The sequence below is a fragment of the Pseudonocardia oceani genome, from assembly GCF_019263585.2.
Lineage (GTDB): Bacteria > Actinomycetota > Actinomycetes > Mycobacteriales > Pseudonocardiaceae > Pseudonocardia > Pseudonocardia oceani.
Genome location: NZ_JADQDF010000001.1, coordinates 2,492,487 through 2,518,161 on the forward strand (window position 1 = coordinate 2,492,487; position 25,675 = coordinate 2,518,161).

Here is a 25,675-nt window from a genome sequence, read left to right on the forward strand (position 1 = left end):
AGTTCCGGACGCCCATCCGGGGCCGAGATCACCCGACCGAGGCTCATGACTCATCGCAGGTGACTTCGCCCAGTTCTGCTAAGGGCTGACCGATGCATCGGTCGAGGCTTGAACGGAGCGCAGGGCGCCGCGCTTGATCTTGCCGGTCGCGGCCTTTGCGATGTAGATCCGCCGATGGTACTTGTACGCCGCGAGTAGCCCTCGTGCGAACGGCGGTCCTGAACGCGCCGGCCAAGGCGTCGGTCGCGACGTCGACCTGGGACGCGGAAAGCTCTCCGTCGAAGTACCGAAGCGCGCAGCGGTCCGGAGCCGTTGCGACGCGGTAGCGCCAAGCTTCGGGAATGGAATGGAACGGAAGCGACGGTGTTTCATCGATATGCCCAGAGTTGAGCCGCCGCCACGGCGTTCCCTGACCACTGGGTTGTCGTCGGGCATATGATCTCTCTGCTCAGTCACCGTCGGCATCTCGCGGTGGTGCCACCTGGAGGGGCCCGACCGCCCGAGCACACCGGCCACCGCGCCGCCCGGCACCTCACCATCGGTGAGCACGACCGGATGGTCCGACAACGCCATGTTGCTCACTTGTGGACATCGACGACGACGCGCCCGTGTACCCGGCCTGCCACGACATCCTGCGACACGCTCGCCGCGTCCTCGAGCCCCACGATCGAAGTGATCGAGTCGAGCAGCTCGTGGTCCACGTTCGCCAGCCGGTCCCATGCTCGCCGCCGTCGGTACTCGGAGGCGTAGACGGAGTCGATACCGACCAACGAGACCCCTCGCAGGATGAAGGGCAGCACCGTCGAAGGAAGATCGATCCCTTGTGCGAGACCGACCGCGGCGACCACGCCTCCGTAGCGGGTGGCGGCCAAAGCCGAGGCGAGGGTCGTACTGCCGACGGAGTCGATCACCGCGCTCCACGCTGGAGTCGCCAACCCGTCGCCGGCCTCGGCCGGCAGCCGGTCGATGATCTCGCGCGCCCCCAGCCGCAGCAGCGAATCCCGCAGCTGGTCTGCCCGTCCGGTTGACGCCACGACATCGAAGCCGGCCTGGGCCAGAACGGCGATGGCGATCGTTCCGACGCCGCCACCCGCGCCGGTGACCAGAACCGGTCCGTTCGAGGGCCTCACACCAGCCTCGAGGATCGCCTCAACAGCCAGCCCGGCGGTGTACCCCGCAGTCCCGATCGCAGCGGCGCGCCGCTGATCGAGCCGCGAAGGTAGTGCCAGCAAGAAGGCCCCCGGAACGCGTGTCCGCTGCGTCAGCCCCCCGTCACGATCGGTCCCAAGACCGAAGCCATTCGCCACCACCTCATCGCCGACCGCGAACAGTGGGTTCGAAGAATGGGTCACCGTTCCCACCAAGTCGATACCGGGAACGATGGGAAGGTGCTGCGGGATAGGCGAGCCCGCCTCCATCACTTTTCCATCCTTGAAGTTGAGATCTGAGTAGGAGACGTCGACCTCGACATCACCCCAGGGCAGGTCGTCGTCGGTCAGCTTGTCAACCGAAACCCGGGTCGAGTCGCCAACTCGATGAATCCGTACCGCATGGAACTCGCGCCGATCGCTGCTGCTCACTTCTTACCCCACTCACTGAACGAACTCGCGTCGGCCAATTGCCGCCTCATCGACTGCCCCAATGGACCCGCACCGGCGCAGGTTTCCGGGGCCGATCGCGGGATCGCTCAACGGTCCGAGCGGAGACGACGCATCCCAATGAGGACGTCGCTGTACGATTCGTCATCACCGGTATAGCGCCACCCGGACAGCATCTGCGGCGATGTCGTCAGAAGCACTTTCGCCTCGACGCCGGTCGATTTCACCGTATATCTGTATCCGGCTGGCGCCCAGAAATACTCCCCGGCCTCGAGGGAGAACTCGACGTTGACGTCATCGGCGTCGGTCGCCACGATGTGTATAGTGCCGTCGATGCAATAGAACGCCTCGTCCCAGCTCGTCGCCTGCCAGACCACGTCTTTCGCGGCGGGGGCGTGAAAACTGATTCCCTGGCTGTAGTACCGGGCACCGTCACGCTCGCGCGAGATGAAGGTGCCGGCTGCGACACCTTCGCTGAAGGCGATCCGCGGCATCGCCTCGATCTCGTCGAACCGAAACAGCCGAGGAAACCGGATCTCCTGTGCGGCTACCGATTTTCTGATCGCTGCGCCGGCAGCACGTTTGGCCTCGCTGGACATCAGGCGACCACCATCCCCTTCCCTTCGCCCGTGTGGGCGTTCGACGAACACGTCCTCACCCCAGACACCAGGAGTTTAATCGTTTCTACTAGACATGCCCGACCAGTGCTCCCCCATGGCTGACCGGCACAGCGTAGCGTCGCCGCCTGCTGGCGGCAATACATAGAACGTTTATATCCTGGCTGCTCTACCGGGCCGGTGCGCCTCCACCCGCGCTGGGGCACGCCACGGCTGCGGGTGTCACGACCGCGGTCAGGAAGCCGACGAGCCGCCTGAAAGGACGACGTGACCAGCATCGCGATGAAGTCAACGGCCCGATCTGGTGTTCGGAACACTTGGGGTGGCCGCCGGCCGAACAGGACGGTGCCCCTGCTCGGGCCGGGCCCCACCGTACGACAAGTCAGACGGAATGGTTCTTGCCGCGGAAAACTGTGCTGAACGAGTCGTCGGTAAAGATTCGGCCGATTGAGTCGGCAAGTAACGAAGCGCATGACACGACGTCGATTAATGCGGGTACGTCTGGCCTCAACGAAATGGCGTCAGTGACGACGATTCTCTCGAGAGGTGACGATCGTAGGTTCTCGTAGATTTGGCCCGCGAACACTGCGTGGGTGGCCACGGCGAATATTCGACGAGCGCCGCTGCCCACCACGGCCTCCGCGGCCGCACCCAATGTGCCGGTTGTGCTGATGATGTCGTCGACGACGATTGCGGTTTTGTCGTGGACATCGCCGACGCCGTGTCCGTTTTCGGCGGCGCGGTGCCGAAGGCGGTCCTTGTCGAGATCGCCAGCCCAGCGCCCAGCCGGGTGGCGAACTGCTTGTTCAGTTTCACCCGGCCAGCGTCGGGAGCCACGACCCCAAGGTCGTCGTCCAGGCCGGCAAAGTAATTCGCCAACATCATCAAGGCCGTCATTTGGTCGACCGGGACGCCGGAAAGCCCTGCACTTGCCCTGGGTGCAGGTCCATCGTGGGAACCTGCTCAAACTCCCGCGGCCTCGAGCGTGCGAGCGACCGCCCCGGACGTGTTCGCCGCGCCGGAGGTGCCGCCGTCGGAGGTGCCGGCCCGGCGGGGCGTCCCGGTGGTACGCCGACAGATGCGTGCCGAGATCGATTTACGGGACAGCCGACTTCTTACCTTGCCGCATGTACCCGCATACCAGGGCGTCACGGCGATCTCGCGATGCGCGCTGGCCCCCACAGCGGCATCGGTCATGACCAGCAGCTCGAGCAGGCCATCATTTGCGTGATGCCCGTCCCGGCATTGCCGCACATCGGCTGGATAAGGAAGACATCCGCGCCGCGTATGGACTCGTCGAAGCGACAGTAGACCTCGTCGTTCGGGAAAGTCTTGAGTGTGATCGGTCCGAGCTCGATGCCGAGCTGACAACGATGCGCCCGCCAGAGCGGGATTCACCCGGCGTCAGTCGTCCTGATGTCTGGTCGGACTTGCCCGTGGAAGGCGGTCAGGATTTCTGTCACGTTCCGGCGGCCAGCAGCTACTGCTGTTTCCCCGATCACGATAATGCAGTCGTGTTCCGACGCGGCTCCTCCCGAGCGAACCAGCAGCGGTTTGGTCGGCGCTATTGTGAGCGGCGTCGCTGGCGTCGCTGCGCGACATGCCGGCTCGTGCATCGACCCAGCCGACCGACAGCGAGGCGGCCGTGACGCCGCGGGAACTCGCGTTCAGGACCGTTGCTCCCGCGGCCAGGGCACTGGCGAACACCCCGTTGAACGTGTCGCCCGCGCCGGTCGTATCTCGAACCCCGCGATCTGTCGGGCCGGCAAGGCTGCCACTGCACCGTCGGATTCGGCCACCAGTACACCCGCTCCCCCGAGGTCACGACGACTGGAGCTTGCGTGCGAGCTGCGAGGTCAGCCGCCATGACCGAAACCGCACCGACCCGTGCTCCCCCCAGCAGCGTGCGCAGTCGCCGGGCTCGGAGTAGTCGGGGGTGGCACGAGGCCGAGGCCGAAGAGCTCCACGGGTCCGGACGTGACCGGCGCCGGATTCAACACGCAGGGGATCCGATGGGAAGCAGCACTCTCGACAGCGGCGACGACCGCATCCAGGGGTGATCCCAGCGCTGACGAGCACACAGCTCGCCCAGCCAGCTGCACGCGCTACGACCCGTTCGGACTGCCGCCGGACCGACGACGGCGTTCGCCCCGGCACCGACGGCGATCTGGTTCTCCCCCTTCCGGTCGACCACGATCAGTCCGTACCGGTCGACACTCCGTCGAGGGTGGCGACATCGGTCACGTCGATGCCTCGGTGCGAGCTCGGCCACCGCACTGGATCCTGCATCGTCGCGGCCGACGGCGCCGTAGTACCGGGCCTCCGCACCGGACGTGCGGCAGCAATCGCCGCGTTCGCTCCCTTGCCGCCGCCGTAGCGCTCCGCGCTGCGCCGACGACGGTCTGTCCCGGCCCGGGAAGTTCGTCGGTCGAGACGACGACGTCGACGTTGACGGCGCCGACGACGAGCACCCGTGCGGTCATCTGCCTTCCCTCGGAGCGCACACCGATTCGCGCAGCTGCACGGTCACCGGCAGCACACCGAGTTCTTCGGACTCGTCGTTCTCGAGTAGATCGAACAGTGCCGACGCCGCGCGGGACCCCATCTCGTGCGCGGGCTGGCGAACGGTGGTCAGCCTGGGGGTGAGCAGCGCGGAGACGGGGAGATCGTCGAACCCGACGATGCTCACGTCCTCGGGGACCCGCAGACCGACTCGTCTGCAGTACTCCATGGCGCCGATCGCCATGAGGTCGTTCGTGCAGAGCAGCACAGTCGGCCGTGAGTCGGATTCCAGCGCTGTCGCCGCAAGTTTCTCGCCCGTGGCCTGTCGGTAGTCGCCGGGGAAGACCGGTACCGAATCTGGGTCGAGTCCTGCTCCCGCAAACGCCTCCCGGTAGCCCGCGAGCCGCTGCTGGGATGTCCAGAGCGACGGTGGACCGCCAATCACGGCTACCCGCCGGTGCCCCTGCTCCAAGGCGTGCGCGGCAACCTCGCGAGCTCCCTTCCGGGAGTCGCAGACCACCGCAGGCAGATCCATACCGGGGATCTGCTCATCGACCAGCACGACGGGACCGGAGCGAGCCAGCCGGTAGAGCGACGCAGGCATCGACCCGGTCCCCGATAGGTAGACGACGCCGTCGATCCGCTGGCTCCGTAGAAGCTTTGCCTGCTTCTCCTCGGGCTGCCCCGAGGCATCGGGCAAGACCAGCACTACCAGAACGTCTCGCTCCGATGCCGCCTTTTGCACACCTTCGGCCACCATCGCGAAGAAAGGATTAGTCAGCTCCGGCACCACCATGCCGATCGTCGAGGTGCTGCGCAGCTTGAGGTTCCGGGCGGACTCGTTGGGCGTGTACTCCAGGACCCGCATGGCATCGAGCACTCGATTGCGCCGCTCGGGCGCGACCGGGCCCGAGTCGTTGAGCACGTAGCTCACCGTGCTCACCGACACACCAGCGTGCTGGGCGACATCTTTCATGGTGGGCCGCTTACGTGTAGGGCCGGACCGCGTCATGACCACGACCCTCTTCGGCCTGTCGCGTGCGCGTCTGGCGTCGCCTGGGCAGCCCACGCCGGTATCGAGGTCCAGAGCGCGGGGTAGTGCACCCACTCCACGAATTCCGGGGGCGCCCAATGCGGGGCGAGATCCGAGGCGAATGCGACCGCCCGACGCTCCCCGTACTCACCGGTGACCAGCATCAGGTCATTAGCCGTGCGGGCCGCCACCACGCAACCCGGCTTGGGCAGCAATCGGTTGTAGCTCAGCAGCGGCGGCCACAGCGCGAGCGTGCCGCCAAGGATCGGGTGCCCCGGCTCAACGACGTCGACCTCTAGCCCGTCCAACGTCTCGTTGCGGTCGTCATGGGGAAGCACCGTGACCGGCAGGACGTCCGTAAGCGGGCTCATGCCGTAGCGGGCCTTGCCGTCGATGCCGGTGAACGACAGATACCCGCCGATCATGACGAGACCCCCGCCGCAGCCCACATAGTCGGCCACAAGCCCACTCTGTCCTCCCCCAGTCTCGACGGTGCCAGAAACCGTCATATTACCATAATCGATTCTGTCAACCTGGTCCTGGTTGGGGGCCACGGTCCGCCGAGTGGTGCAACTCGGTCCGAGTGATGCTCTGCGGAGCAGATCATGCCGTCATCAGCTGGGATGCCGCCACCCTCTCCTTCGTCGGCGAGGCGGCGAGCAGGGCCAGGGTGGCCTCGGAGAGGTAGCGGCGGCCGGTGGCCTGCCTCTCGTCGTGGGCCTCGACCAGGACCGCGCCGGCCAGGCGGGTGGCGTCGGGTTGTGCGAAGATCGTGCGGATCGCCGCGGCCACCATCTCCGAGCTGCCCTTCGAGACCTGCGCGAGGACGTTGCGCAGGAAATGCACCCTGCAGACTCTGCCACGCGGCGCCGAGCAGGACCGCGGAGATGGCCTGCTCGAGCCCGGTGTGGGCGTCGGAGATGACCAGCTGCACCCCACCGAGCCCGCGGGCCTTCAACGAGCGCAGGGAACGCGGTCCAGAACGCCCCGTCCCCCGAGTCCCCAACCGCGAACCCGAGGACCTCGCGCCACCCATCGGCCCGACCCCGGTGGCGATCACGACCGCCGGGGACACCACGCGGTGATTCACCGGGCCTTGCAGTAGGTGGCGTCGAGGAACACATACGGGAACTGCTGATCGGCCAACGAGCGGTCCCGGAACACGCCGACCTCGACGCCAGACCGGCGCAGATCCGCGAGACCTCGCTCTCGGAGTTCCCGGTGTCGGCGCCGAGTGCCTTGACCAGGTCGTTGACCTCACGGGTGGACACCCCGTGCAGGGAGGCCTCCATGACCACCGCGGGCAATGCCTGATTTGCCCGACGGCGCCGCTCGAGCAGACTCGGGAAGAACGAGCCGGTGCGCAGCTTCGGGATCCGCAACTCCAGATCCCCGCCGTCGTGAACAGGATGCGGGCGCGGTGCGCCCGTTGCGCTGATTGCTGCGCTCGCGGAACGCTCGTGCAGACCGGCCCCGATCGCATCGGTGAGCTCAGCCCGGTCACCGCCTGATAGACGGTCTCCGCGGCCTGACGGACACGGTCACCGACATCGGCGGCCTCGAGTGCACCGAGGGCTTCGAGCAGGGCAGAACCGGTCCAGGGCCATCGCGTGGCGCCTCTCCACGAGTTCGTTCGGCGGGATCACGCGAAGCGTCATGCGGTGGCCTTCCACGCGCTCAGGCACGCCGGACGGGGCAGGAGTTGCACCCCCTTCTGCCGTCCGTGGCCTGGTCCTCTTGTGCGGCCGACCGAGCCAGCTGGACCGACCGGCGTGGCTTGTGAGGAGCGTGGCATCGCCCCCACTGACGTGCCCGCCGGGCGGTCCTGCCATCCCCGGACAAGAAGGGAGACAGCCCGCATGGTGGTTCTCGGAATCGACGCGCACAAGCGCAACCACACCGTCGTTGCCGTCGACGCTGCCGGACGCAAGCTCGACGAGCGCACCACGCACGACCACCGCAGATCACCTGGCGCTGCTCACCTCGGCAGAGCAGTTCGGCGCCGACCGGCTCTGGGCCGTCGAGGACTGCAGGCACCTGTCCCGCCGGCCTCGAACGGGACCTGCTCGGAACCCGGCCAGCGCATCGTGCGCGTCCCGCCCAAGCTCATTGCTCACGTCCGCGACAGCGCCCCGTAGCTACGGCAAGTCCGACCCGATCGACGCAGTCGCCGTCGCCCGGGCAGCGCTGCGCGAGCCTGACCTACTTATTGCTCGACGCGACGGATCGGCACGCCAGGTTCGACTGCTGACCAACCACCGTGACGACCTCGTCGGACCCCGATCATCAACCGGCTCCACTGGCACCTGCACGAACTCGACCCTGCCTGGCAGCCCCCGGCCCGCAGCCTGTGTTGCCCGAAGCATCTCTGCGCGACTGGGACGGAGTCAGCGGCCTGGTCGCACGCCTGTCTCCGCAACCTCATCGAACGCTGCCGCATGCTCAGCGAGGAGATCGCGAGCTCGAACCGCTGATCCATCAGCTCGCGCCCACCCTGACCGCCGTCTGCGACTGCGCGACACCCACCGCCGCGAAGATCATCAGTGAAACCGCTGACGTTGAACGATTCCGCTCCCGACACGCCTACACCCGAACAACGGGACCGCGCCAGTCCCGGTCTGGTCAGGGCAACCGAGAGCGTCATCGCCTGTCCCCGCATCGGGAACCGGCAGCTCCGCGCGGCCCTGCACTGCATCGCCATCACTCGAGCGCACTACCACCCCCCAGGCGCGGGCGGTCCTTCAGCGCCGACGAGCGGGCGGCGACACCAAGGCGAATCGATCCGCGCCCTCAAACGACGTCCTCTCCGACGTCGTCTACCGCACACTCCTCACCGACGCCGAACACGTGGCCCGGTCGCCGGCCTTCGCCGCCGCTTGACAGAGGAGCAAGGGGGACATGACTTGACGTGGCGCCGGCTGCTTGAGTGATCCTCTTCAGGTCGTGTCGACGTCAGTCGTCCGACAGCAGGCCACGCCCGATCGAGTACGCCTCTCGGAGGTCGGTGCCGACGTAACTTGCCGAAGCCAGCTCGGCTACGGCTGGGCTCGGGTTCACCGCGACGGCGTGCGGCAGCCAAGCGAACAGGTCGAGATCGGACGACGAGTCGCCGTACGCGACACATGCATGCTCAGTCAGACGATGTCGGCCCAGAACATCCTTCGTGATCCTCACCTTGTCCTCCGGTAACAGGGTGGCGGAAGGCGGCAGCGGCCGGCCGACCTCGACGTCCGAGCCGTAGGTCTCACTTGCACCCCAACGCTGCAGCCTGCGGGCAAAGAAGGCCGGGGACTGTGTGATGACGATCGCGATCTCACCTCGGGCACGAATATCGGTGAAGACGTCGACGATGCCTGTCATCCAACAGGCGCTTTGAAACGCAGCGTCGAGATCAGCTTCGGTCGCCCCGGCGCAAATATCGAGCAAGATCTGCCAGAATTCTTGGTCCGAGATGGAGCCAGCGAGCCACCGAGACTCGATGTCCTGACCGACGGCGGGCTTCCCGAAGTGTCGGGCCAGCTCGATCGTAGCGGCACCTCGGAGGAGGGTGCCGTCCATGTCGAAGACATGCAGACGTCGGCCATGGCCCGACATGTCGGCACCTGGGCTCTGTGGCATGAGCTCTCTTTTCACGGGAAGGCCACACGGGACGATGCCCGCGGGATGCATGCAAGGGTGGTTGGGCCAGACGTCACTCGACAGAGATGAATCACCGAACCGTCGGGCCGAGGGAAACGAAGATCTTTCCGGATCAGGACAACGTCTCGAGGGGGACGACACCCGGCGCCGGGAAGGCGCGATCCAGGACCTCGAGTTCCTCGTCAGTGAGCTCGAGGTCCAGTGCTGCAGCGTTCTCCTTGACATGGGCAAGCCGGACAGCCTTCGGAACGGCGATGACGCCCCCGCTACGGACCGACCAGGCCAGCGCGACCTGCGCCGAGGTGGCTCCACGCTCTGTCGCCACGCGGCGGAGGTCGGGATGATCGAGCAACGCCCCCTTCTCGACGGGCGAGTAGGCCATGATCGCGGCGCCCACGCGCTCACACCAGGGGAACAGATTCGCCTCCGGACCGCGACGGGTGAGGTTGTAGAGGATCTGATTGCAGGCAGGGACGGCGCCCTCCGGCAAGTCCTCCAGATCGTGCAGGTCGAAATTGCTGACCCCCCAGGCCTGGATCGAACCCTCCTCGCGCAGCTTCTCGAGCCCGGCCACCGTTTCCACGAGGGGAACCTCACGGCGCCAGTGCAGCAGGTAGAGATCCAGCCGATCGGTCCCCAGGCGCCTGAGGCTCGCATGGCATGCGGCGACCGTACCCTCGGTGGTCGCATTCTGCGGGAGCACCTTGCTGACCAAAAAGACCTCGTCGCGACGGCCACGCACCGCCTGACCGACGACCTCTTCTGCAGCCCCGTCGGCGTAGAGCTCGGCCGTGTCGATCACGGTCATTCCGAGATCGATACCGGTCCGCAAGGCGGTGATCTCGGCCGGGCGGTCCGCACCCATACGCCAGGTGCCCTGGCCGATCGGTGGAACATTCGCTCCGGCCAGCCGAACTGTATTCAGGGTCATATCAGAGGGTCCAATATCGTAGCTTCTTCCTTAACCGAGAACATCGCAACCACGAAAACGCCATCCGCGAGTCTTCGTCCTCCGGCCACACGCTCCCGACCGACGAGATCGTAGGTCGAGCGTCTTGCCGAATGGGAGTCCGAGGTCGCTCGCAGCTCTACCGACCCGGCCATCCCCGAGCACGCCCTGGCGCTCGGGACCGTGATCGAGCGGTCGGCCGCGCACCTGGTGGGCAGGCTGGGTCGCACGGGGGCGGGACCGACCCAGGGGAGCACGGGTCGGTCCCGCAGCGGCCGGCCTCAGTGCACGCCGGCGACTCCCTGTACGACGCCCGAGTAGTAGCTCTCCGGAGTCGGCCGCTCGCTCCGCTCGATGAGCTCGGTGAAGTCCCACTGGCGCAGCATCTTGCCGTCACGGAAGACCGGCACGAGCTGGTTCTCCTCCGCCGGGATGGAGTCGCGGGGGACGGTGGAGTACGTGCCGTCGGTGTAGCGGAGGGCGAGCCGGCCCCCTTTCGACCGCTTCATCGCGCTGCCGGTCGGGGCCTTCACGGTCTCTCGCCACTCGCCGTTGATGCGCATAGCGCTGGCCTTGAACCCGAAGTTGAGCGTGTCCCGGTTGACCTGCTGCAGCAGGCCGCCACCCATCCCGCAGAGCACGTTGTCCGCGGCCAGGCCCCGCGCCTCCAGTTCGGTGTAGATCGCGACGTAGGTGTCGAGGGTGAGCCCGTCGCCCTGGATCACCCGGATGTTCGGAGGCAGGACCTTGAACCCCTTGCCGTTGGTCTCGTACCCGAAGCTGTCCATCAGCGACTCGACGGTGTCGACCGGCACCTTGATCGGATCGCCAGAGTCGCACCGCACCGCGACGAGACCCTGGAACTGGCTGATCTCGTCGTGCATCTCCTTGCCGAGGATCTCGTTGACCGCCCGGTCGTGGTCGAACGTGTCGACAAGAAGACCGGCCACGACGACCCCGGGGAACTTCAGAAGGCTGCGGAACGTGTCCGCCTCGGCATCCCTGCCGGCGGCCGCCACGGTGGAATGCTCCTGGAAGACCGCGCTGCCGTTCGGGGCCGCCGCGTTGTACCACTGCCGGGCGGCGACGTACGCGGGAACCGTGTCGGTCTGGTCGAAGTTGACCAGGTGCGCCATTCCGCCGAGACCGGCCGACTCCAGCGAGCTGACGCCCCGATTGCCGTAGTCGTGCAGATACATGCGGATTGCCTCGGGGTGATCGGAGGTGCGTTCCAGGAACCCCTTCATCAACTGCTTCGCCGTCCAGCTCAGGGTGCCGACCGTGGTCGGGTACCAGACGCCCCGGAGCAGGGCGGTCTCGACGAAGCTGGTGATCCATGGATAACGCGGATCGGTGTTGACCAGCTGCACGAGGACGTTGCCGGTCGGGACGACGGTGCCCTCCGGGACCGCCTCGATCTCGATCGGGAGGTAGCCGTCGTGGTCGTTGAGCAGGTCGATCCAGTTCTGTCGGTTGAACGGGATGCCCATCGGCCGGTGCACGGCCTCGGCGTCGTTGATGTCATCGATGGTGATCCGCCGGGTCAGGTACTCGAGCAGGAAGGCCTGGAGCCCGACAAACAGCGTCGCGGGGAAGCGGCCGCCACGTGATTCGACGTAGCTGGAGACGTACTCGGTGCCGTCCGGGTACATCCCGTAGTGCGCGTTCTTGTAACTATCGACGTTCACGATGATGTTGCGCCACAGGGACGATTCGCTCATGTCAACTCTCCTGATCGTATGCCAACAGGTAGGTGGCCGGGTCAGAGGCGACCCGAACCAAGCCGAGGACTGTGCTCGTTGACTCACCTCGCCCGCGCCGGCCGGTGGTCATGAAGCGGATGGCGGTAGGCCGCTCAACTCGTGGTCAGCGGCCCAACACTGCCGTCGTCGGGGCCATGGAGGCGGTCGCTCGATCCGAGCAGGCCGGCCTCGATGAAGGAATCAGCTTCCGTTCACCACGTGGTCAGGGAAGCGAAGGCGTTCCTGGATCGGAGGCTGAGGCAGCTCACGCATATCCCAACCATCGACGCGCTCAGGAATGATCCGGTACCAACGCCGCGCCGCTACCGCACCCGCACTGAAGTAGTACTCGAGGTGCGGGTGACCGACGTGGAAGTACTTCTCAGCCACCAGATTCAGGAGCTGCTCGACGAGCTCCGGATCGTCAACCTGATTGGCTGTCCCTTCAAGCTGGACCGCCCGCACGTTGGAGATTTCGTCGCCCTCGTCGATCACCGCGGACACCCGGCCACCTGCGTCGATGATTTCCATGTGGCGGGCGTCAGGGGTCGTGCTCTGTCCCGGATCACCGAGGGTCGGGTCGAGAGGCACATAGGCGGTCTCGTCTACGACGACGAACCACGCCGGCGAGACGTTGATCGCCCCGTTCGGAAGGGCAGATGCGAGCCGAAGCCGCAGAGCCCTTTCCACGAAGGCCCAGCGCTTGACGCCTTCGAGGGGAGCAAGCTCCCCGAGGGAGGTAGCCATGTGGTCGTCCTCTCAGTTCAGGGCAGCGAGTGGTCGAGGCCAAGTCGGGTTCTGTGGTTCCGATCCCGAAGCTGCCCGACAAGGCCAGCGGCGCGAATCGTTTCTACTTTCCAGACACAGATCTACCTCCGTAGCGTCAGGCGCTGCGGGGTGACCCTACGACGGAGCATGCGTCACAGCAAGACTCAGAACGTTTCTATCGTGTTAGATGGCCCAACCCATAGCTCCCGACAACACCGGAGACGCCGGTGATCGACAGCTCAGTCCTGAACCGATCGAGCGCCGACGGCGGGTGTCTGACGAGCACACAGTGGCGTTCCTCCCGCGGCTGTTGGGTCTGCGAACCCCGGTCGCGCGCTGCGGCCGAACCGCGCGTAGCCCCCTGTCTACAGTGTTCACATCACGCAGACCCTGAGGTGGACGGCATGGTCAGGCGAACGCAGGACGCCGCGGGACGCTGCGGGACGGCAGTGGACACGGCCGCACCGCCCAGGCGTCAGCGACACGTACGGCACAAGCTCCCGGGACCGGCGATTGCGCTTTGATCCAGTCCGGGCCGGCGGCCGGCCCGATCCCGACACAGAGGAGAACCCAGATGGCTTCAGCGGTAGCCGACCAAGCCGTGCAGGTGAACACGGTTCGAGGTCCCGTGTCGGTTGACGAGCTCGGTATGACCTTGACCCACGAGCACCTCATCTTCGACTTCACGAAGCGGTTCACGCCGCCCGAGGGCGCCGCCGAACGCAAGCTGTATGGCACACCCGTGGGCCCGTCGATGAACTGGCTACTTGCCGACCGTCCGTTCTGCTGCTTCGACAACGGGTGCCAGGACGACCCGCTCGCCACAGCCGCGGAACTCGGGAACTTCAGTGAGGCAGGCGGTCGGACAGTCGTCGATTGCACGAACGGAGACTTCGGGCGGGACCCTCTAGCGCTCAAAGAAATCTCCGACAGGTCAGGGATCAACGTCGTGATGGGCTCCGGCTGGTATGTTCACGGATTTCACGACAGCAGGACCACCTCCGCCAGCGCCGACCAGCTCACCGAGGAGCTCCTGGCCGAGTTCACCGACGGAGTCGGCGACACGGGACTTGCGCCCGGAGTCATCGGGGAGATCGGGGTCTCGCCTGACTTCACTGACGCGGAGAAGATCCGGCTGCGCGCTGCATCTCGTGCCCAACGCCAGCTCGGAGTTCCGCTCATGATCCACCTGCCGGGCTGGCAACGTCGAGCCTTCGAGGTACTCGACATCGTGCTGGGCGAGGAGGGAGTTACCCCCGCGGCGGTCGTCATGTGCCACATGGATCCGTCTGGCCATGACGTGGAATACCAGCGCGCCGTTTCCGATCATGGCGTCTGGCTCGAGTTCGACATGATCGGGATGCCGTTCTACTACCCTGGGGAAGGTCAGTCTCCCGCCCCTGACCAGACCGCAGCCGCGGTTGCCGGACTGATTCGGGACGGGTACTCCGCACGAATACTACTGAGCCACGATGTGGCCGCCAAGAGCATGTTGACCTGCAATGGCGGGAACGGATTCGGCTACGTTCCAAAGATTTTCTTGCCTCGCCTGGAGCGTTATGGAGTGACGCCCGAGGTGGCGGCAGCGCTTCTGACCGCGAACCCCGGACGCCTATTTGCGGCTTCGCGCACCTAGAGCGTGTCCCGCGGATCTTGACCGGCAGATGCGGTAGACCGAGCGGGTGCTCGATCGTCATGACCTGACCGACACTGAATGGGCTCGGCTGGAGCCCTTGTTGCCCAACCAGACCCCGCGCAGGAGTGGTCGGTGGGCCGATCACCGGACAGTGATCAACGGGGTGTTCTGGCGGACCCGCTGCGGCCTGCCTTGGCGGGACGTGCCACCGGCCTACGGACACTGGAAGACCGTCTACAACCGGCATCGCCGCTGGTCAGGAGATAAAACCTGGTCGGGGGTCCTCGACGAGCTGCGCCGCGACGCCGACCAGCACGAAGGCCCGGGGTGGACGGTCGGGATCGACTCCGGAGTGGTCCGCGCCCACCAGCACGCCGCCGGCGCGCCGTCGTTCTGGTACTTCGCCGACCCCATCCCTTTAAATCGCTTCGCCAGCGTCAGCGCGTAGCAGTGATCACAGCCAGCAGACACCCGGTCGCACCCGGTTGTCGGGTTCCAGGTCACCTCGGTCCACTCGATCCGAGACCTACTCATGATCGTGACTCTCCGTTCTGCTGTCTCGCACCGTAGGCGATCACGCCGACGGTTTCCGCGTGTTGCCACGCCTCCGACCGAGCGACGAGGATTCGTGCTGCACCGCATGGCCGCGACGGTCCGATCTGTCGGCCGGGTCATGGCGTGCCCATCCCGGTCCGACAGGCCGGCGGTGAGCGCAACCGTGTACAGGCGGTTCCGGGCCACTCGAGCAGCCGTGGCCGCGGCCGCCGCGTCGAAAACCGGGCAGCCGGGGCCGGCGGGTACTCACTCCCCCGCCTCCCCGTCCTGTTCAGGAAGGTCGGGGGCGAATTCGGTGCCGCAGACTTCGGCCCAGCGGCGAGCACGGTCGGTGCCACTCGGATCTTGCGGCCGCACTCGCAGCCGCAAGGCGGCGGTGTCGGCTTCCTCTCCTTCCTGTCTCCGATCTCCACGGAGCGGTGCAGCCGCAGCACCCGTCCCAACTCGTCGATCACCTCGGCGCTAGGTCTCGCGGGTGTTGGCGGGGATAGTCGTCGGGGACCACCCGATCCGCGGGTCTTCGTGACCTCGATGCCGAGTTCCCCGGCGAGCGCCTTGAACCTCGCGTTGTGCCACCGCCCCTGCCGGGACGTGTCCTTGACGTCGCGGACGTGGGCCAGCGCATGGGCTGCCTCGTGCAGCAGCGCCCCAAGCACGTCGGCCGGCCCCGGGGCCAGACCCTCACCGCCGACTAACACCTCCGGCAGCCGCACCGCGACCGCGTCGCCGCCCTGCTCGCCGGTGGGCTGGCCGGGGTCGGCCCAGCGCATCGCGGCGAAGTGCCCCAGCCGCAGACCGCCCGCGTTCCCGATCGAGCCGGCGCCGTGAACCATCACCACCGCCGGAACCTCGGGGTGCCGGGCCCGGATCGCCGCCCACGCGGATTCGAGTGCCGCCACCATCGGAGCGCGGATCGGCCCGTCCGGTGTTGACACGTACGCGTCAACCACGGCCTGAGCCTCGCGCGCCGGCACGTCGACGACCGGCGCGGTCATCGGGTCACCTCGATCGGGTCGACGATCCCGCCGGCCACGGTGCGGCACAGGGCGGTCCGGTCCGGGTGGGAGAACTGCGCGACCGGCAACCCGTCGCCCACGCTCCAGATCGCCGGAGGGGCTTCGATCGTGCGGTCGCCGCACCGGGGCAGATCAGGTCGTCGGGGTCGACGAACCACCGGACGGTGGTCAGGGTGTCGTTTGAGCGTGCACGGTGGCCTCCTGCTCTGGTTGGGCCTGGTGGCCCGTCCCCTTGGGGCGGCGGGGAGTTGTTTCCCCCGCCGCCGTAAGGCGACCAACCACGGCCGTGGAGGCTCGCGGTCACTGAAGGCAAGCTGGTTCTGCCGGACCCGTCGGGTCCGGTGCGCATCCCGGACCGTCGGGTCATCGCCCAGGCTCGCGTGGCCCTCGAGGCCCGCCTTGACAACGCGAGGCCCGGCGGGACGGGGCGTGCTGACCGGCGATGGGGTTGTGCGCCTCGAGCGCTTCAGTGACAGGCGATCAAGGACACTAGGCGCTGAGCGGCATCTGCTGTTCAGCTTGGGTGGGCCCCCGGGGGATCGAACCCCGAACCCGCGGATTAAAAGGGATCAGGTTAGGTGCTCACTCTGCTCTGAGCTGGGTAGATCTGAACCAACACATGCCACCGGCGCACACGATGCGCACCCTTGCGCCCGCATCTCGTGGCACATGGCGTGGCACGCAGCTTGCTCTTCGGTCGAAGCTGGCCGCGGGCCTATACGCGCCCAAGCCCACGGCTAACTGCCTAGGCGGGCGGGCCGAACAGCTCGAAAACGCGCTCCTCATCGACTGTCCGGGAGTCGATGGCCCAGCGGGCGAGGGCTTCGACGTAGTACGTCGAGTCCTCGTTACGGGGCGCCTCGTCCATGGACCGAAGGCCCGGGATACCCTCGTTGGACAATCGGTTCCGGAGCCGGTCCAGAGTGGTGCGGACGGTGTCCGGATTCTTGGCGCCAGCCCGCTCGGCGATCTGGCGGTACGACCGCGGACGCCCACCGGGCTGGGTAAGGATCGGCTCGCATAGCGCGGCGAGGTAGACCAGCTCACGTCCGGTCGGGACTCGCGACGGCTTGTAGACTGTTAGACCGTCCGTACTCTGCCGTAGCGTGGGCGGTTCTTCACCGATCGGTTCCAGCCCCGAGCGGACAGGCCGACCCCTGCGGCCCCCGAGAAGTCCCCGTGCGTCGATCTCCACGGCATATACCGCGCCGTACTTCCCGAAGAGCTCCAGGCGTACCAGCTCGAACGGCATGGTGCCCACGACCATGCCCGGTGCCATCCACATCTCCGGCCCGCCGAGGGCCTGGTAGCGGATGGACTGGGTCCTTGACAGGTTCCGGATGAGCGCTCCGTCGGAAACCCCGACGATCGATCCAGCCTTACGCGACAACTGAACGTCCGCTTGTCCGATCCTGAGGTCGTTCTCGTCGCCGCGGCCGAAGGTGCACTTCTGGCTGCGTCCAACAAGCACCCGTGTCTCACCTGCTGTCACCACGGCCGCCGCGACCGGTGCGCCTGATGGGGGTACTCCCACAGCTGAACTCCTCCTCGGTCGAGTACTACCGTCGTCGGCATCCACGCCGTCTGTGTTACCGACGGGTAGTTGACCCCTGAGCCGCCGCGGTGGGCGTTCCTGACGTGAAATAGCAACGTGCCCACGTCGCGTAACGCCACCGCGCAGTCGCTCGACTACTCAGCAGTGGTGATCACCGTGACGATCTGAGTACAGCCATTCGGCGCAGTGCCCTTCCGCTCCCGGACCCCGTCCTCGCTCTCTCGTTCTGAAGACAAGGCAGTAATGGAGACCGTGCTGATCAGCGTAATCGCGTTCGGCCTCGGCCTGTTCTTGGGCGTCCGCTTGCCAGCGCTGCGCGCGCATCGCGCTACCCCTGCCTGGTGGAGGCAGCTGTGGAGACTGCGCGGGCGTGACCCCCTCGGCGACGTAATACAGCGCCGAGCGCTGGCCCATGCCCGGCGACCAACGGAGGACGACCGGCTTCAACTCGGCGCACTCGAGGTTCACTGCCACCCGCAGGACCACAGCCTCGTACTGGATCGGCTTGACCTGCTCGAGCGGGCGATCCGCAGGTCATGCGACGTACACCAAATCGAGATTCGGGCGCCCCGGGTTCTGGCGGCGGTTATCCCCGACACCGCCCAACCGCCAGGGCTGCCCGACGTCCTCACTCCTCGTTCGGCCCTCGCCTCGACCCGCCCGTATGGAGACGATGCAACCCAGCTGCAGCGGGTACGCCTCGAGCCGCTTGCCCCCGGCCTGGCCGTCCTCGAGGTACCGCGCTCCGGCGCAGTCCTCGGGCGAGACGCAGGCCTGTGCACGTTGGTCCTGGACGCGCCAACGATCTCGCGTGCGCACGCCATCCTGACCCCGCGTCCGGGTCGGCTGGCGGTGCAGGACGCCGAAAGCTCTAACGGAATCATGATCAATGGCGTGTCCGTACAGGCGGGATCCCTAGTGCAGGGCGATGTCCTCGGGCTGGGTCGTTCGGTTCGCTTCCGGGTGGTGATCGGCGATGCGTAACGAGGGACTCCCCGTTCACGAGACCCACGTCGAACCTCCCGTTGCGAAGGCAGGTTGGCCCGCCGGGGACCCGCTACTGGAAGAGGGCGAGGTGCGCCGCCAGCCGGACCGGCGAGTCCGGCTATGGCAGGCAGGGAACGCCATGGCCTGGCTCGGCGGCGGGGATTGGCGAGAGATCGAGGACCGCACCGAACGCTCGACGTTCCAAATGTCGGGATTCTTCGTCGTACTCAACGCCCTGATCGCAGGCGTGACGATGGGGCTTGCGATCACCGGTGCCGTGCGTACGAGCGCCTGGGCCGCCCTGCCCGCGATCGTCCTGTGGGCACTCTTCGTCGGCACCTTCGACCGCGCCATCTCCACGAAGATCGACGACCCGGAGCAGCCGCGGTGGCGCCGCACCGGCGGGTACCTCGTGCGCGGCCTCTTCACGATCGTGATTGGCGTGATCGTGGCCGAGGCGGCGGGCCTAACCATCTTCGCGAGCAGCATCGAGCGGACGCTCGCTGACAACGTCCAAGCCCAGATCACCAGCTCCCAGCAGCTGGTCACCGGTGAGCTCGGCACCCCCAGTTCCCGGCAGCGTGAGCTCGACGAGCTGATCGCCCGTCGGCAGGGTCTCGACGAGTCCGTCCAAACCGCACAGGAGACGCTCGACACCGCGAACGACCAGGCTGCATGCGAACGCAACCCTGGCCCAGGTTGCGCGAATGTGACCGGCGTTCCGGGCGACGGCCCGCAGACCCGAGCCCGAGACGCGCAGGCTGATCAGGCTCGCGAAGCGCTGAGCGCCGCCACCGACCAGCGTGCCGCGCTGGCGGACGGGCTGGACCAGGAGATCGCCGCGAAACGCATCTTGCTGGCGGCAGACGCGGCCATGGTGGAGAGACTCGCGCGTTCTGAGAACGGCATCGACGCCCGCTGGCGGGCGATGCACGACTACACGACCTCGAGCGACGCCGCCCTCGCGTTGCGTCTCCTGTTGGCCGTCGGGCTCATCTTCCTGGACCTGGTCCCACTACTGCTGAAGATGCTGCGCGGCCGGGCCGGGCACGACCGTCGGATCCTGGCGGCCCGTCATCGCAACGCCAACGCCCTCCAAGCCCACACTGGCCGCTACCACGCGCGGCTCGACCATGAGTCGACCGAACACCAAGCCGATCTCGACGAGCTGGCCGAAGCGGGCGCCATAGCCCGTCGGACCCGCACCGAGAACCTTGACTCCGCCGCGCAGGTCGATCGCGGGATCGAGCGTGCAAGACAAGAGAGCCGGCTGGCCGAGGCGCTGGCGGAGATCGAGGTACGAGGCTCGGCGGGCGGCGTGGGTGGCAGGCTACCCGCGCCGCGGCCCACCCTGTCCATCCCGGTGTGGTGGACCGCCGCGGACGAGAAGCTGATCGGCAAGCGCTTTGGCGTATACGAGGCGATCGGCGCGCTCGAGGGCGCGGACCGCAGCGCGTTCGGCCGGATCCTGGTCGGGCGAAACGTCGACAACCACTCGGACAAGGCCGTGATCAAGGTCGTGGCCGAGGAGTCCGACGGCGCCGCACGCAAGACCGCCACCCGCAAGATGTGGGACGCGGAGGTGGCAGCGGCCCGCAAGCTTCAGTCCCACACAGCGATAGCTGAGGTGCTCGGCTACGGACACACGCACGGCTACCTGTGGATCGCCTCCCGGCTCTATGCCCCGGGCAGCCTGGTGCGCTGGGTCGAGAGCAGCGGGCAAGGCCTCTCGTTGATCGACACCGTCATGGTGATGCGCCAGGTCATCGAGGCCTTGCGCTACGCCCATTCCCAGCGGCTGGCGCACGGCGACCTGAAGCCGCACAACATCGTTCTTGAGGGCATTCGGGTCCGGCTCGTCGATTGGGGTCTAGCTCGTGCCGTAGGGTCCGTCCGAGGCGAGATCAGCACCGGCCGCCCACAGGGGACGAAATTCTATAGCCCGCCCGAGGCGTTCCTACTCGGGCACTCCGGAGACCAGTACGGAGACCTCTACTCGATCGGCGCCACCTGGTATTTCCTGCTTGCTGGGTGCGCGCCGTTCTCGGACCTGCCGGACCTCCCGCACGACATCGTGGCGTTCGCGCACCGCGCTCAGGCAGGCTCGCTGGTTCCGACCCCGCTGCTGAACCTGCTCCCCGGGCTGCCACCCGACCTCGCGAGCTTGATTCACCGACTGCTGGCCGGGCAGCCCACGGACCGGGCCCCGATGGACCCGAAAACCACGGCGGTATCAGCGCTGGCGGAGAAGCTGCTCGACATTGAGCGCAGGCTCACTCCCGCCCAGCGCAACCTCCCTGTGGGTGCCAAGGGAGTTCAGGAGGCTCAAGGGCCTCAGCTCGTTCACATTGAAGTTCCCATCCCGCGCCCGGCGGAGCCGACTCGTGCGGACAAGCCGTCCGCCCCAGACCGGAACCTCGCACTGACCCTGCCAGACCCTGCCGAACATCCGTCACCCTGACCTGCACTGTTCGGGGATGAAGCAGCTTCCATAGCTCTGATCGCGAACCCTGTGAGCAGTCACCGACCGCTCAGCAGACGGGGCCCCCCAGATGTCCGCACACACCTTTTCGACGCCGGGGTGGCAGCCCCCGGACGACCCCTGCCACCCGCCGCGCTTCACCGATCCGATACCGCGTGCATCCGGGTACGGCACCCGGGAGCTGCCCCGCGTCGTACCGAACCGGTGCTCGGCGTGTTCGGGCAACCGGGTGCGCACCCGCCGCAGGCGCCGCATCTTCGCCATGGTCGCGGCGGCGGCGGCCCTGCCGATGGTACTGATCCTGCTTCTCAGCTTCATGAATCCTGCAACCACTATGTTCCGGTTGCTCAACCCGGACAGCACGGTGGCTAAGTGGGTCGACGTCGAGCACATCTCTCGGCACTTCCTGATAACGGTAATGGGTCAGGAGGACCAGGACCTTCCAACGCGTTGGACCGCGGTCGACCCGAACGACTATCTCAACCGGGTCGCCGCGCACCTGGCGGGCGAGGAGGACCGCTCTGGTTCGACCATTCCGCAGCAAGTCGCGAAAAACCTGTTCCTGTGGCCGGAGTCCGACGTGCTGCGCAAGGCCCTCGAGGCCCCGCTGTCCGAGGAGGTAGCACTACTGCTCCCAAACCGCCGGATCCTGGAGATTTACGTCAACACGGCGCAATTTGCACCGCACGTCTACGGGGTATGCGCGGCGAGCTGGTACTACTTCGACCACTCCAGCCGGACGCTGTCGTTGGACGAATCCGCGATGCTCGCAGGACTACTCCCCTCTCCCTTGCACGTGTACCGCGCCCCAGACGGCGGCATGGCGTTCACCGCCGATGCTAACGGCAACGGCGTCGCGGACCCGGGCGAAGCCGGCTTCATCAGCGCGAAGGGATACTGGCACGCCCGTGAGCACGCCCCACGCTGGTTTGAGCAGATGGGCGGCATGCGCGACGGCAGGTTCATCGCCACCGAGGCCCTCGGCATCAGTGGGCGCGCAGACGACCTGCCCGCCGCTGATGACCCCTGCGGCGAGCGCCCTGCAGGTCTGGCCGGCTGACCCGCTCGGCGAGCGGCAACGAGTCAGCAAACCGGCTCTTCCCAGATGACGGTGTAGGTCGGCCGGGCGCGTCGGTCCGCAGATAGACGTCGAGGTCTCCCGACGATGGAGGTTCCTACGCCATCCATCCGAAAGACCTCGACGTGTCCGACGCTACCCCGCCGGCCGGCTTCGGCCGCCCTGACCTGACCGCCTTCGCGGCTCATCCCAATCGACCCTGATCGGGTCTGCTGACCCCCTCGACGAGAACGCAGCGACATCACAGCCACCCAACCCCGACCGTCCGGGAAGCCGGGGCACGTCACATGGCCTGTGCTGCGGGCGTGTCGAGTGGGTCGTCCAGGGGCGACGCAGGAGCGTCGACGCGACGTGCTGAGAGGTGGTTCCAACCGAGCGCTAGGACACCGGCTACAGGCATGGCGATAGGTCAGGAACGGCGTCGCTCCCTGCGCAGGAGGGAGCGCAGAGTCTCGGCGTTCGCGTAGCCGACCCGTAGCGCGATCTCGGCGGAGGTGAGGTCCGTGGTTGCTGAGAGGTGCCGAGCTCGTTCGATGCGAAGCCGTTGGACGAAGCCGAGCGGAGTGAGGTTGAGCGCCGCACGGACTCGTCGTTCGAGGGTGCGCCGGCTGGTGCCGAGCGACTGCGCGACGAAGGCGACGTTGAACGGTTCGTCCAGGCGGGCGCGCACGAAGCGTTCGAACTCGACGACGATCGGGTCCTCGTGCCGGAGATGTTCGTAGGCGACGAAGGCCGCCTGCGACGGACGCTCGTCGATGATGAGGAGCTTGGCGACATGTTGGGCCAGGTCGGGGCTGATCGATCGCACGAGTGAGAGCGCGAGGTCGATGTGGGCGAACGCGGCGCCGGCGGTGACGAGGTTCCCGTCGACCACGACCATGGTGTCGAGATCGAGGGCGACGGTCGGATAGCGCTTCAGGAACTCCGGCCCCAGGAACCAGCTGGTCGTCGCCCGCCGATGATGCATCCGTCCAGTCTCGGCGACGGCGAACACGCCGGTGCACGCCGCGGCGATCCGGGTGGTCGCGTCGTCGAGGCGCCCGAGTGAGGCGATGACCGAACGTGCATCTCGGCTCTGGAGGGCGTCGTTGGTAGCGGCGGCCGTGAGGGTTCCAAGCGCAGGGACGACGACCACGTCGAACTCTCCGGACTCCGACAGCGGGTGGTCTACCGACAGGGTCATCGATGCCGTCGTGGTCACTCGCCGTTTCGGTCCGAGGATGGCGAGTTCGATCGGGTCGATCCGCGGGTCGACATCGCCGCGGGCTCCGTCGGCCACCCGCACGATGTCGATGACCGACGCGACAGCCGAACCGAAGCAGCCGTCGATCGCGATCAGTCCGATACGCATGGCGCGAACAATAGCAATACTGTCGTATACGCCACTCCCCACCGGCCCTCGCTCGTCATACGCTGAACTCGCCCCACGAAGAACCCCGACTTCAAGGAGAACCCCTCATGTCCACACCCGCATCACTTCCGTATGCCTTCGTCGCCAAGATCGTCGCGGCCGATGGACAGCACGACGCGCTCGCCGATCTGCTCGCCGGCGCTGTCGCACTCGCCAACGAAGAAGTAGGAACGATTGTCTGGTTCGCGGCTAGGACCCACGCCGACACCTTCTGGATCTTCGATGCATTCCCCGACGAGGCCGCTCGCGACGCCCACGCCAACGGCGCCATCGTCGCAGCCCTGATGGCCAACCAGCACCTCCTCGGCGCAGCACCCGAGATCCTGGCGGCCGACGTCCTCGCGTCCAAGCTCCCGTAGTCCGCCAACGCACGAGACGATCGCGCCCCGCCGAGCCGTCGGACCCGACCGCCTCGACACCCGCACCACGTTGACGATCCCCGACGGGCCGATCACGAGGAGGCCAGGCAACACCAGGCGCAAGCCTGGAGCGGCACTGTTTCACCGGTGGTCATCGAGAGAGCCAGCGCGGTTCCATGGCAGCGCAACTGTGTCAACTTGCCCTCCGTCCCGCGAGGCGCCGTGGGCGGGGTCGTGGTTGCGATCTGTCAAGTCCCGGGTTTGATGGAGGCTCGGTTCTCACGCTCCGGCGGGCTGCCGGGCGGTGCTCGTGTCGGCGTGTAGCGCCTCGTGCTCGGCGGGTGGGATCAGGCCGAGCTCGCCGTGGAGACGGCGATGGTTGTACCAGTCGATGTACTCCGCGACCGCCAGCTCGAGGTCGTCGATCCCGCGCCACGGGCCCCGATTCCGCACGAGCTCGGCCTTGAACAGCGAGTTGAACGCCTCCGCCATCGCATTATCGTAGGAATCGCCGACCGACCCCACCGATGCCACTGCTTCGACTTCCGCGAGTCGCTCGCCGTAGCGCACGGCGACATATTGCACGCCACGGTCCGAATGATGTATCAATTCGGAGAGATCTGCACCCGCGCGCTGCCGGGTCCAGATCCCCATGTTCAAGGCGTCCAGGGCGAGTTTGGTGTATAGATTGCGCGACAGCTGCCATCCCACGATGCGGCGCGAGAACACGTCCATGACGAAGGCGGCGTATACCCAGCCGGAGAACGTGCGGATGTAGGTGATGTCGGCGACCCACAGCCGGTTCGGTGCGGGCGCGGTGAAGTCCCGGTCGACCAGGTCCGGCCGCAGGTCCTGTCCCTTGGCTCGCACCGTGGTGCGCGGCACCCGCAGGCGGGACACCCCGCGCAGGCCGTTGCGGCGCATCAGCCGCTCGACGGTGCAGCGTGCCACTTGGCGACCGTTGACCCCTCCTTGGCGGCGCAGCTGAGCCCACACCTTCCGGCTGCCGTAGACGCTGAAGTTGTCGCGGTGCACTCGCTCGATCTCGTTCAAATTCTCGGCATCGGTAAGCGAGCGCTCCGACGGCGGCCGCTTCTTCGACGCATGGAAAGTACTCGGGGCAATCTTCACGCCTGCGTCCTTCAATACCGCGCAGATCGGCTCGACCCCGAACTCGGTCTTGTTCGCCTCGATGTAGTCGAGGACTACCTGTTGGGGCGGTCGAGCTCCGCCGCGAAGAAAGCCGAGGCCGACTTCAGAATGGCGTTCGCCCGCCGCAGCTCCCGAACCTCACGTTCCAGCTCCGCCAGCCGCGTCGCGTCGTCGGTGGTCGTGCCCGGCCTGCTGCCGTTGTCGATCTCGACCTGCTTCACCCAGCCGCGCAACGTCTCCGGGTTAATCCCCAGCTGCTCGCCGATGCGCTTGTAGACGTTCCCGCCGCCGCCGTCCGGGGCGGCCTTCGCGTCGAGCACGAGCCGGATCGCTCGTTCCCGCAGCTCGTCGGGGTACTTCCTCGGGGCGGCCATCGGTCGATCATCCTCCAGGCTTGATGCTCTCCATCAAACCCGGGACGGGACAATCCGTTGCCGTGACGGGAGACGCGTTGCGCGTCGCAGCGATGACGGGTCGTTGGCGTTCCGGGGCGTTGCGTTCGTGCGCGCCGCGCGTGCGGCATGGAGCATCTCGCTGCGCACACAACGATCGCTGCGCCGACGCACCGTTGACACCTCGCACGTCCAGGTCGCGAC

Annotated in this window: 22 protein-coding genes, 4 pseudogenes and 1 other annotated feature; of the genes and pseudogenes, 6 read left to right on the forward strand and 20 right to left on the reverse strand. The window is 66.9% G+C overall.

All coding sequences use genetic code 11. The features are described from left to right. Positions 1-578: 578 nt before the first annotated feature. From I4I82_RS12445 to I4I82_RS12500, 15 genes and pseudogenes are all read right to left on the reverse strand, one after another. Positions 579-1,580, reverse strand: a complete 1,002-nt coding sequence (locus tag I4I82_RS12445) for an acrylyl-CoA reductase family protein (RefSeq protein ID WP_218590016.1) — start codon at positions 1,578-1,580, stop codon at positions 579-581. A 107-nt stretch (positions 1,581-1,687) separates the two neighbouring features. Then, positions 1,688-2,197, reverse strand: a complete 510-nt coding sequence (locus tag I4I82_RS12450; protein WP_218590015.1) for a cupin domain-containing protein — start codon at positions 2,195-2,197, stop codon at positions 1,688-1,690. Between the two features lie 400 nt (positions 2,198-2,597). Next, the gene (locus tag I4I82_RS12455) at positions 2,598-3,182 is read right to left on the reverse strand and encodes a ribose-phosphate diphosphokinase (RefSeq protein WP_225920588.1); all 585 of its coding nucleotides are present in this window, start codon (positions 3,180-3,182) and stop codon (positions 2,598-2,600) included. Next, positions 3,179-3,412, reverse strand: a complete 234-nt coding sequence (locus tag I4I82_RS34425; protein ID WP_267460524.1) for a hypothetical protein — start codon at positions 3,410-3,412, stop codon at positions 3,179-3,181. The genes I4I82_RS12455 and I4I82_RS34425 overlap by 4 nt, the downstream gene beginning before the upstream one ends. Continuing rightward, positions 3,409-3,609 (reverse strand): ribose-phosphate pyrophosphokinase-like domain-containing protein, encoded by a 201-nt coding sequence (locus I4I82_RS34430; RefSeq protein WP_308112866.1) that lies wholly within the window; start codon positions 3,607-3,609, stop codon positions 3,409-3,411. The genes I4I82_RS34425 and I4I82_RS34430 overlap by 4 nt, the downstream gene beginning before the upstream one ends. Positions 3,610-3,619: 10 nt before the next feature. Next, the gene (locus I4I82_RS34925; RefSeq protein WP_372451352.1) at positions 3,620-3,922 is read right to left on the reverse strand and encodes a hypothetical protein; all 303 of its coding nucleotides are present in this window, start codon (positions 3,920-3,922) and stop codon (positions 3,620-3,622) included. A gap of 772 nt (positions 3,923-4,694) precedes the next feature. After that, positions 4,695-5,729 (reverse strand): LacI family DNA-binding transcriptional regulator, encoded by a 1,035-nt coding sequence (locus I4I82_RS12470; protein WP_218590014.1) that lies wholly within the window; start codon positions 5,727-5,729, stop codon positions 4,695-4,697. Then, positions 5,726-6,211, reverse strand: coding sequence for a glutamine amidotransferase (locus I4I82_RS12475; RefSeq protein ID WP_267461575.1), 486 nt, complete (start codon positions 6,209-6,211; stop codon positions 5,726-5,728). The genes I4I82_RS12470 and I4I82_RS12475 overlap by 4 nt, the downstream gene beginning before the upstream one ends. Positions 6,212-6,353: 142 nt before the next feature. Further along, positions 6,354-6,596, reverse strand: coding sequence for a transposase (locus tag I4I82_RS34930; RefSeq protein ID WP_372451353.1), 243 nt, complete (start codon positions 6,594-6,596; stop codon positions 6,354-6,356). Between the two features lie 67 nt (positions 6,597-6,663). Beyond that, positions 6,664-6,786, reverse strand: a pseudogene (locus I4I82_RS34935) (hypothetical protein); the annotation flags it as partial. 199 nt (positions 6,787-6,985) lie between these two features. Further along, positions 6,986-7,228: pseudogene (locus I4I82_RS34940) on the reverse strand (transposase); the annotation flags it as partial. 1,474 nt (positions 7,229-8,702) lie between these two features. Beyond that, on the reverse strand, positions 8,703-9,368 hold the full coding sequence (locus I4I82_RS12485) for an HAD family hydrolase (RefSeq protein ID WP_226370011.1): 666 nt from the start codon (positions 9,366-9,368) through the stop codon (positions 8,703-8,705). 133 nt (positions 9,369-9,501) lie between these two features. Beyond that, positions 9,502-10,320, reverse strand: coding sequence for an aldo/keto reductase (locus I4I82_RS12490; RefSeq protein WP_218590012.1), 819 nt, complete (start codon positions 10,318-10,320; stop codon positions 9,502-9,504). A 299-nt stretch (positions 10,321-10,619) separates the two neighbouring features. Further along, positions 10,620-12,059, reverse strand: coding sequence for a nicotinate phosphoribosyltransferase (locus I4I82_RS12495; RefSeq protein WP_218590011.1), 1,440 nt, complete (start codon positions 12,057-12,059; stop codon positions 10,620-10,622). Between the two features lie 222 nt (positions 12,060-12,281). Next, the gene (locus I4I82_RS12500) at positions 12,282-12,827 is read right to left on the reverse strand and encodes a pyridoxamine 5'-phosphate oxidase family protein (RefSeq protein WP_218590010.1); all 546 of its coding nucleotides are present in this window, start codon (positions 12,825-12,827) and stop codon (positions 12,282-12,284) included. 595 nt (positions 12,828-13,422) lie between these two features. On the opposite strand from I4I82_RS12500, the gene I4I82_RS12505 reads away from it, so the two are divergent. Together I4I82_RS12505 and I4I82_RS12510 are read left to right on the forward strand one after the other, a co-directional pair. Next, positions 13,423-14,484, forward strand: coding sequence for a phosphotriesterase family protein (locus I4I82_RS12505; protein ID WP_218590009.1), 1,062 nt, complete (start codon positions 13,423-13,425; stop codon positions 14,482-14,484). A 46-nt stretch (positions 14,485-14,530) separates the two neighbouring features. Next, the gene (locus I4I82_RS12510) at positions 14,531-14,932 is read left to right on the forward strand and encodes an IS5 family transposase (RefSeq protein ID WP_218590008.1); all 402 of its coding nucleotides are present in this window, start codon (positions 14,531-14,533) and stop codon (positions 14,930-14,932) included. Here the strand turns inward: I4I82_RS12510 and I4I82_RS34765 are convergent. The 3 genes and pseudogenes from I4I82_RS34765 to I4I82_RS12525 form a co-directional block, all read right to left on the reverse strand. Then, a pseudogene (locus I4I82_RS34765) lies at positions 14,929-15,159 on the reverse strand (DUF5131 family protein); the annotation flags it as partial. The gene I4I82_RS12510 and the pseudogene I4I82_RS34765 overlap by 4 nt on opposite strands. Beyond that, on the reverse strand, positions 15,156-16,034 hold the full coding sequence (locus tag I4I82_RS12520; protein WP_218590007.1) for a hypothetical protein: 879 nt from the start codon (positions 16,032-16,034) through the stop codon (positions 15,156-15,158). The pseudogene I4I82_RS34765 and the gene I4I82_RS12520, both read right to left, overlap by 4 nt. Positions 16,035-16,800: 766 nt before the next feature. Beyond that, complete coding sequence (locus tag I4I82_RS12525) at positions 16,801-17,634, reverse strand: hypothetical protein (RefSeq protein WP_218595718.1); 834 nt, start codon at positions 17,632-17,634, stop codon at positions 16,801-16,803. A gap of 219 nt (positions 17,635-17,853) precedes the next feature. Here I4I82_RS12525 and I4I82_RS12530 point away from each other — a divergent pair, with 219 nt between their 5' ends. From I4I82_RS12530 to I4I82_RS12540, 3 genes are all read left to right on the forward strand, one after another. Then, the gene (locus tag I4I82_RS12530; protein ID WP_218595719.1) at positions 17,854-18,594 is read left to right on the forward strand and encodes an FHA domain-containing protein; all 741 of its coding nucleotides are present in this window, start codon (positions 17,854-17,856) and stop codon (positions 18,592-18,594) included. Positions 18,595-18,736: 142 nt separating this feature from the next. Further along, positions 18,737-21,058, forward strand: a complete 2,322-nt coding sequence (locus tag I4I82_RS12535; RefSeq protein WP_218595720.1) for a DUF4407 domain-containing protein — start codon at positions 18,737-18,739, stop codon at positions 21,056-21,058. A gap of 250 nt (positions 21,059-21,308) precedes the next feature. Next, positions 21,309-22,139 (forward strand): transglycosylase domain-containing protein, encoded by an 831-nt coding sequence (locus I4I82_RS12540; RefSeq protein ID WP_218595721.1) that lies wholly within the window; start codon positions 21,309-21,311, stop codon positions 22,137-22,139. Between the two features lie 427 nt (positions 22,140-22,566). On the opposite strand, the gene I4I82_RS12545 is transcribed toward I4I82_RS12540, so the two are convergent. Further along, complete coding sequence (locus I4I82_RS12545) at positions 22,567-23,508, reverse strand: GlxA family transcriptional regulator (protein WP_027504856.1); 942 nt, start codon at positions 23,506-23,508, stop codon at positions 22,567-22,569. 107 nt (positions 23,509-23,615) lie between these two features. Here I4I82_RS12545 and I4I82_RS12550 point away from each other — a divergent pair, with 107 nt between their 5' ends. Next, positions 23,616-23,927 carry a putative quinol monooxygenase gene (locus I4I82_RS12550; protein WP_006247389.1) on the forward strand — a complete coding sequence of 104 codons (312 nt, stop codon included), beginning with the start codon at positions 23,616-23,618 and terminating at the stop codon, positions 23,925-23,927. A gap of 279 nt (positions 23,928-24,206) precedes the next feature. On the opposite strand, the pseudogene I4I82_RS12555 reads toward I4I82_RS12550, so the two are convergent. Beyond that, positions 24,207-25,453: pseudogene (locus tag I4I82_RS12555) on the reverse strand (IS3 family transposase). Beyond that, positions 25,044-25,172: a sequence feature (AL1L pseudoknot), on the reverse strand. It overlaps the preceding pseudogene by 129 nt. Positions 25,454-25,675: the final 222 nt, after the last annotated feature.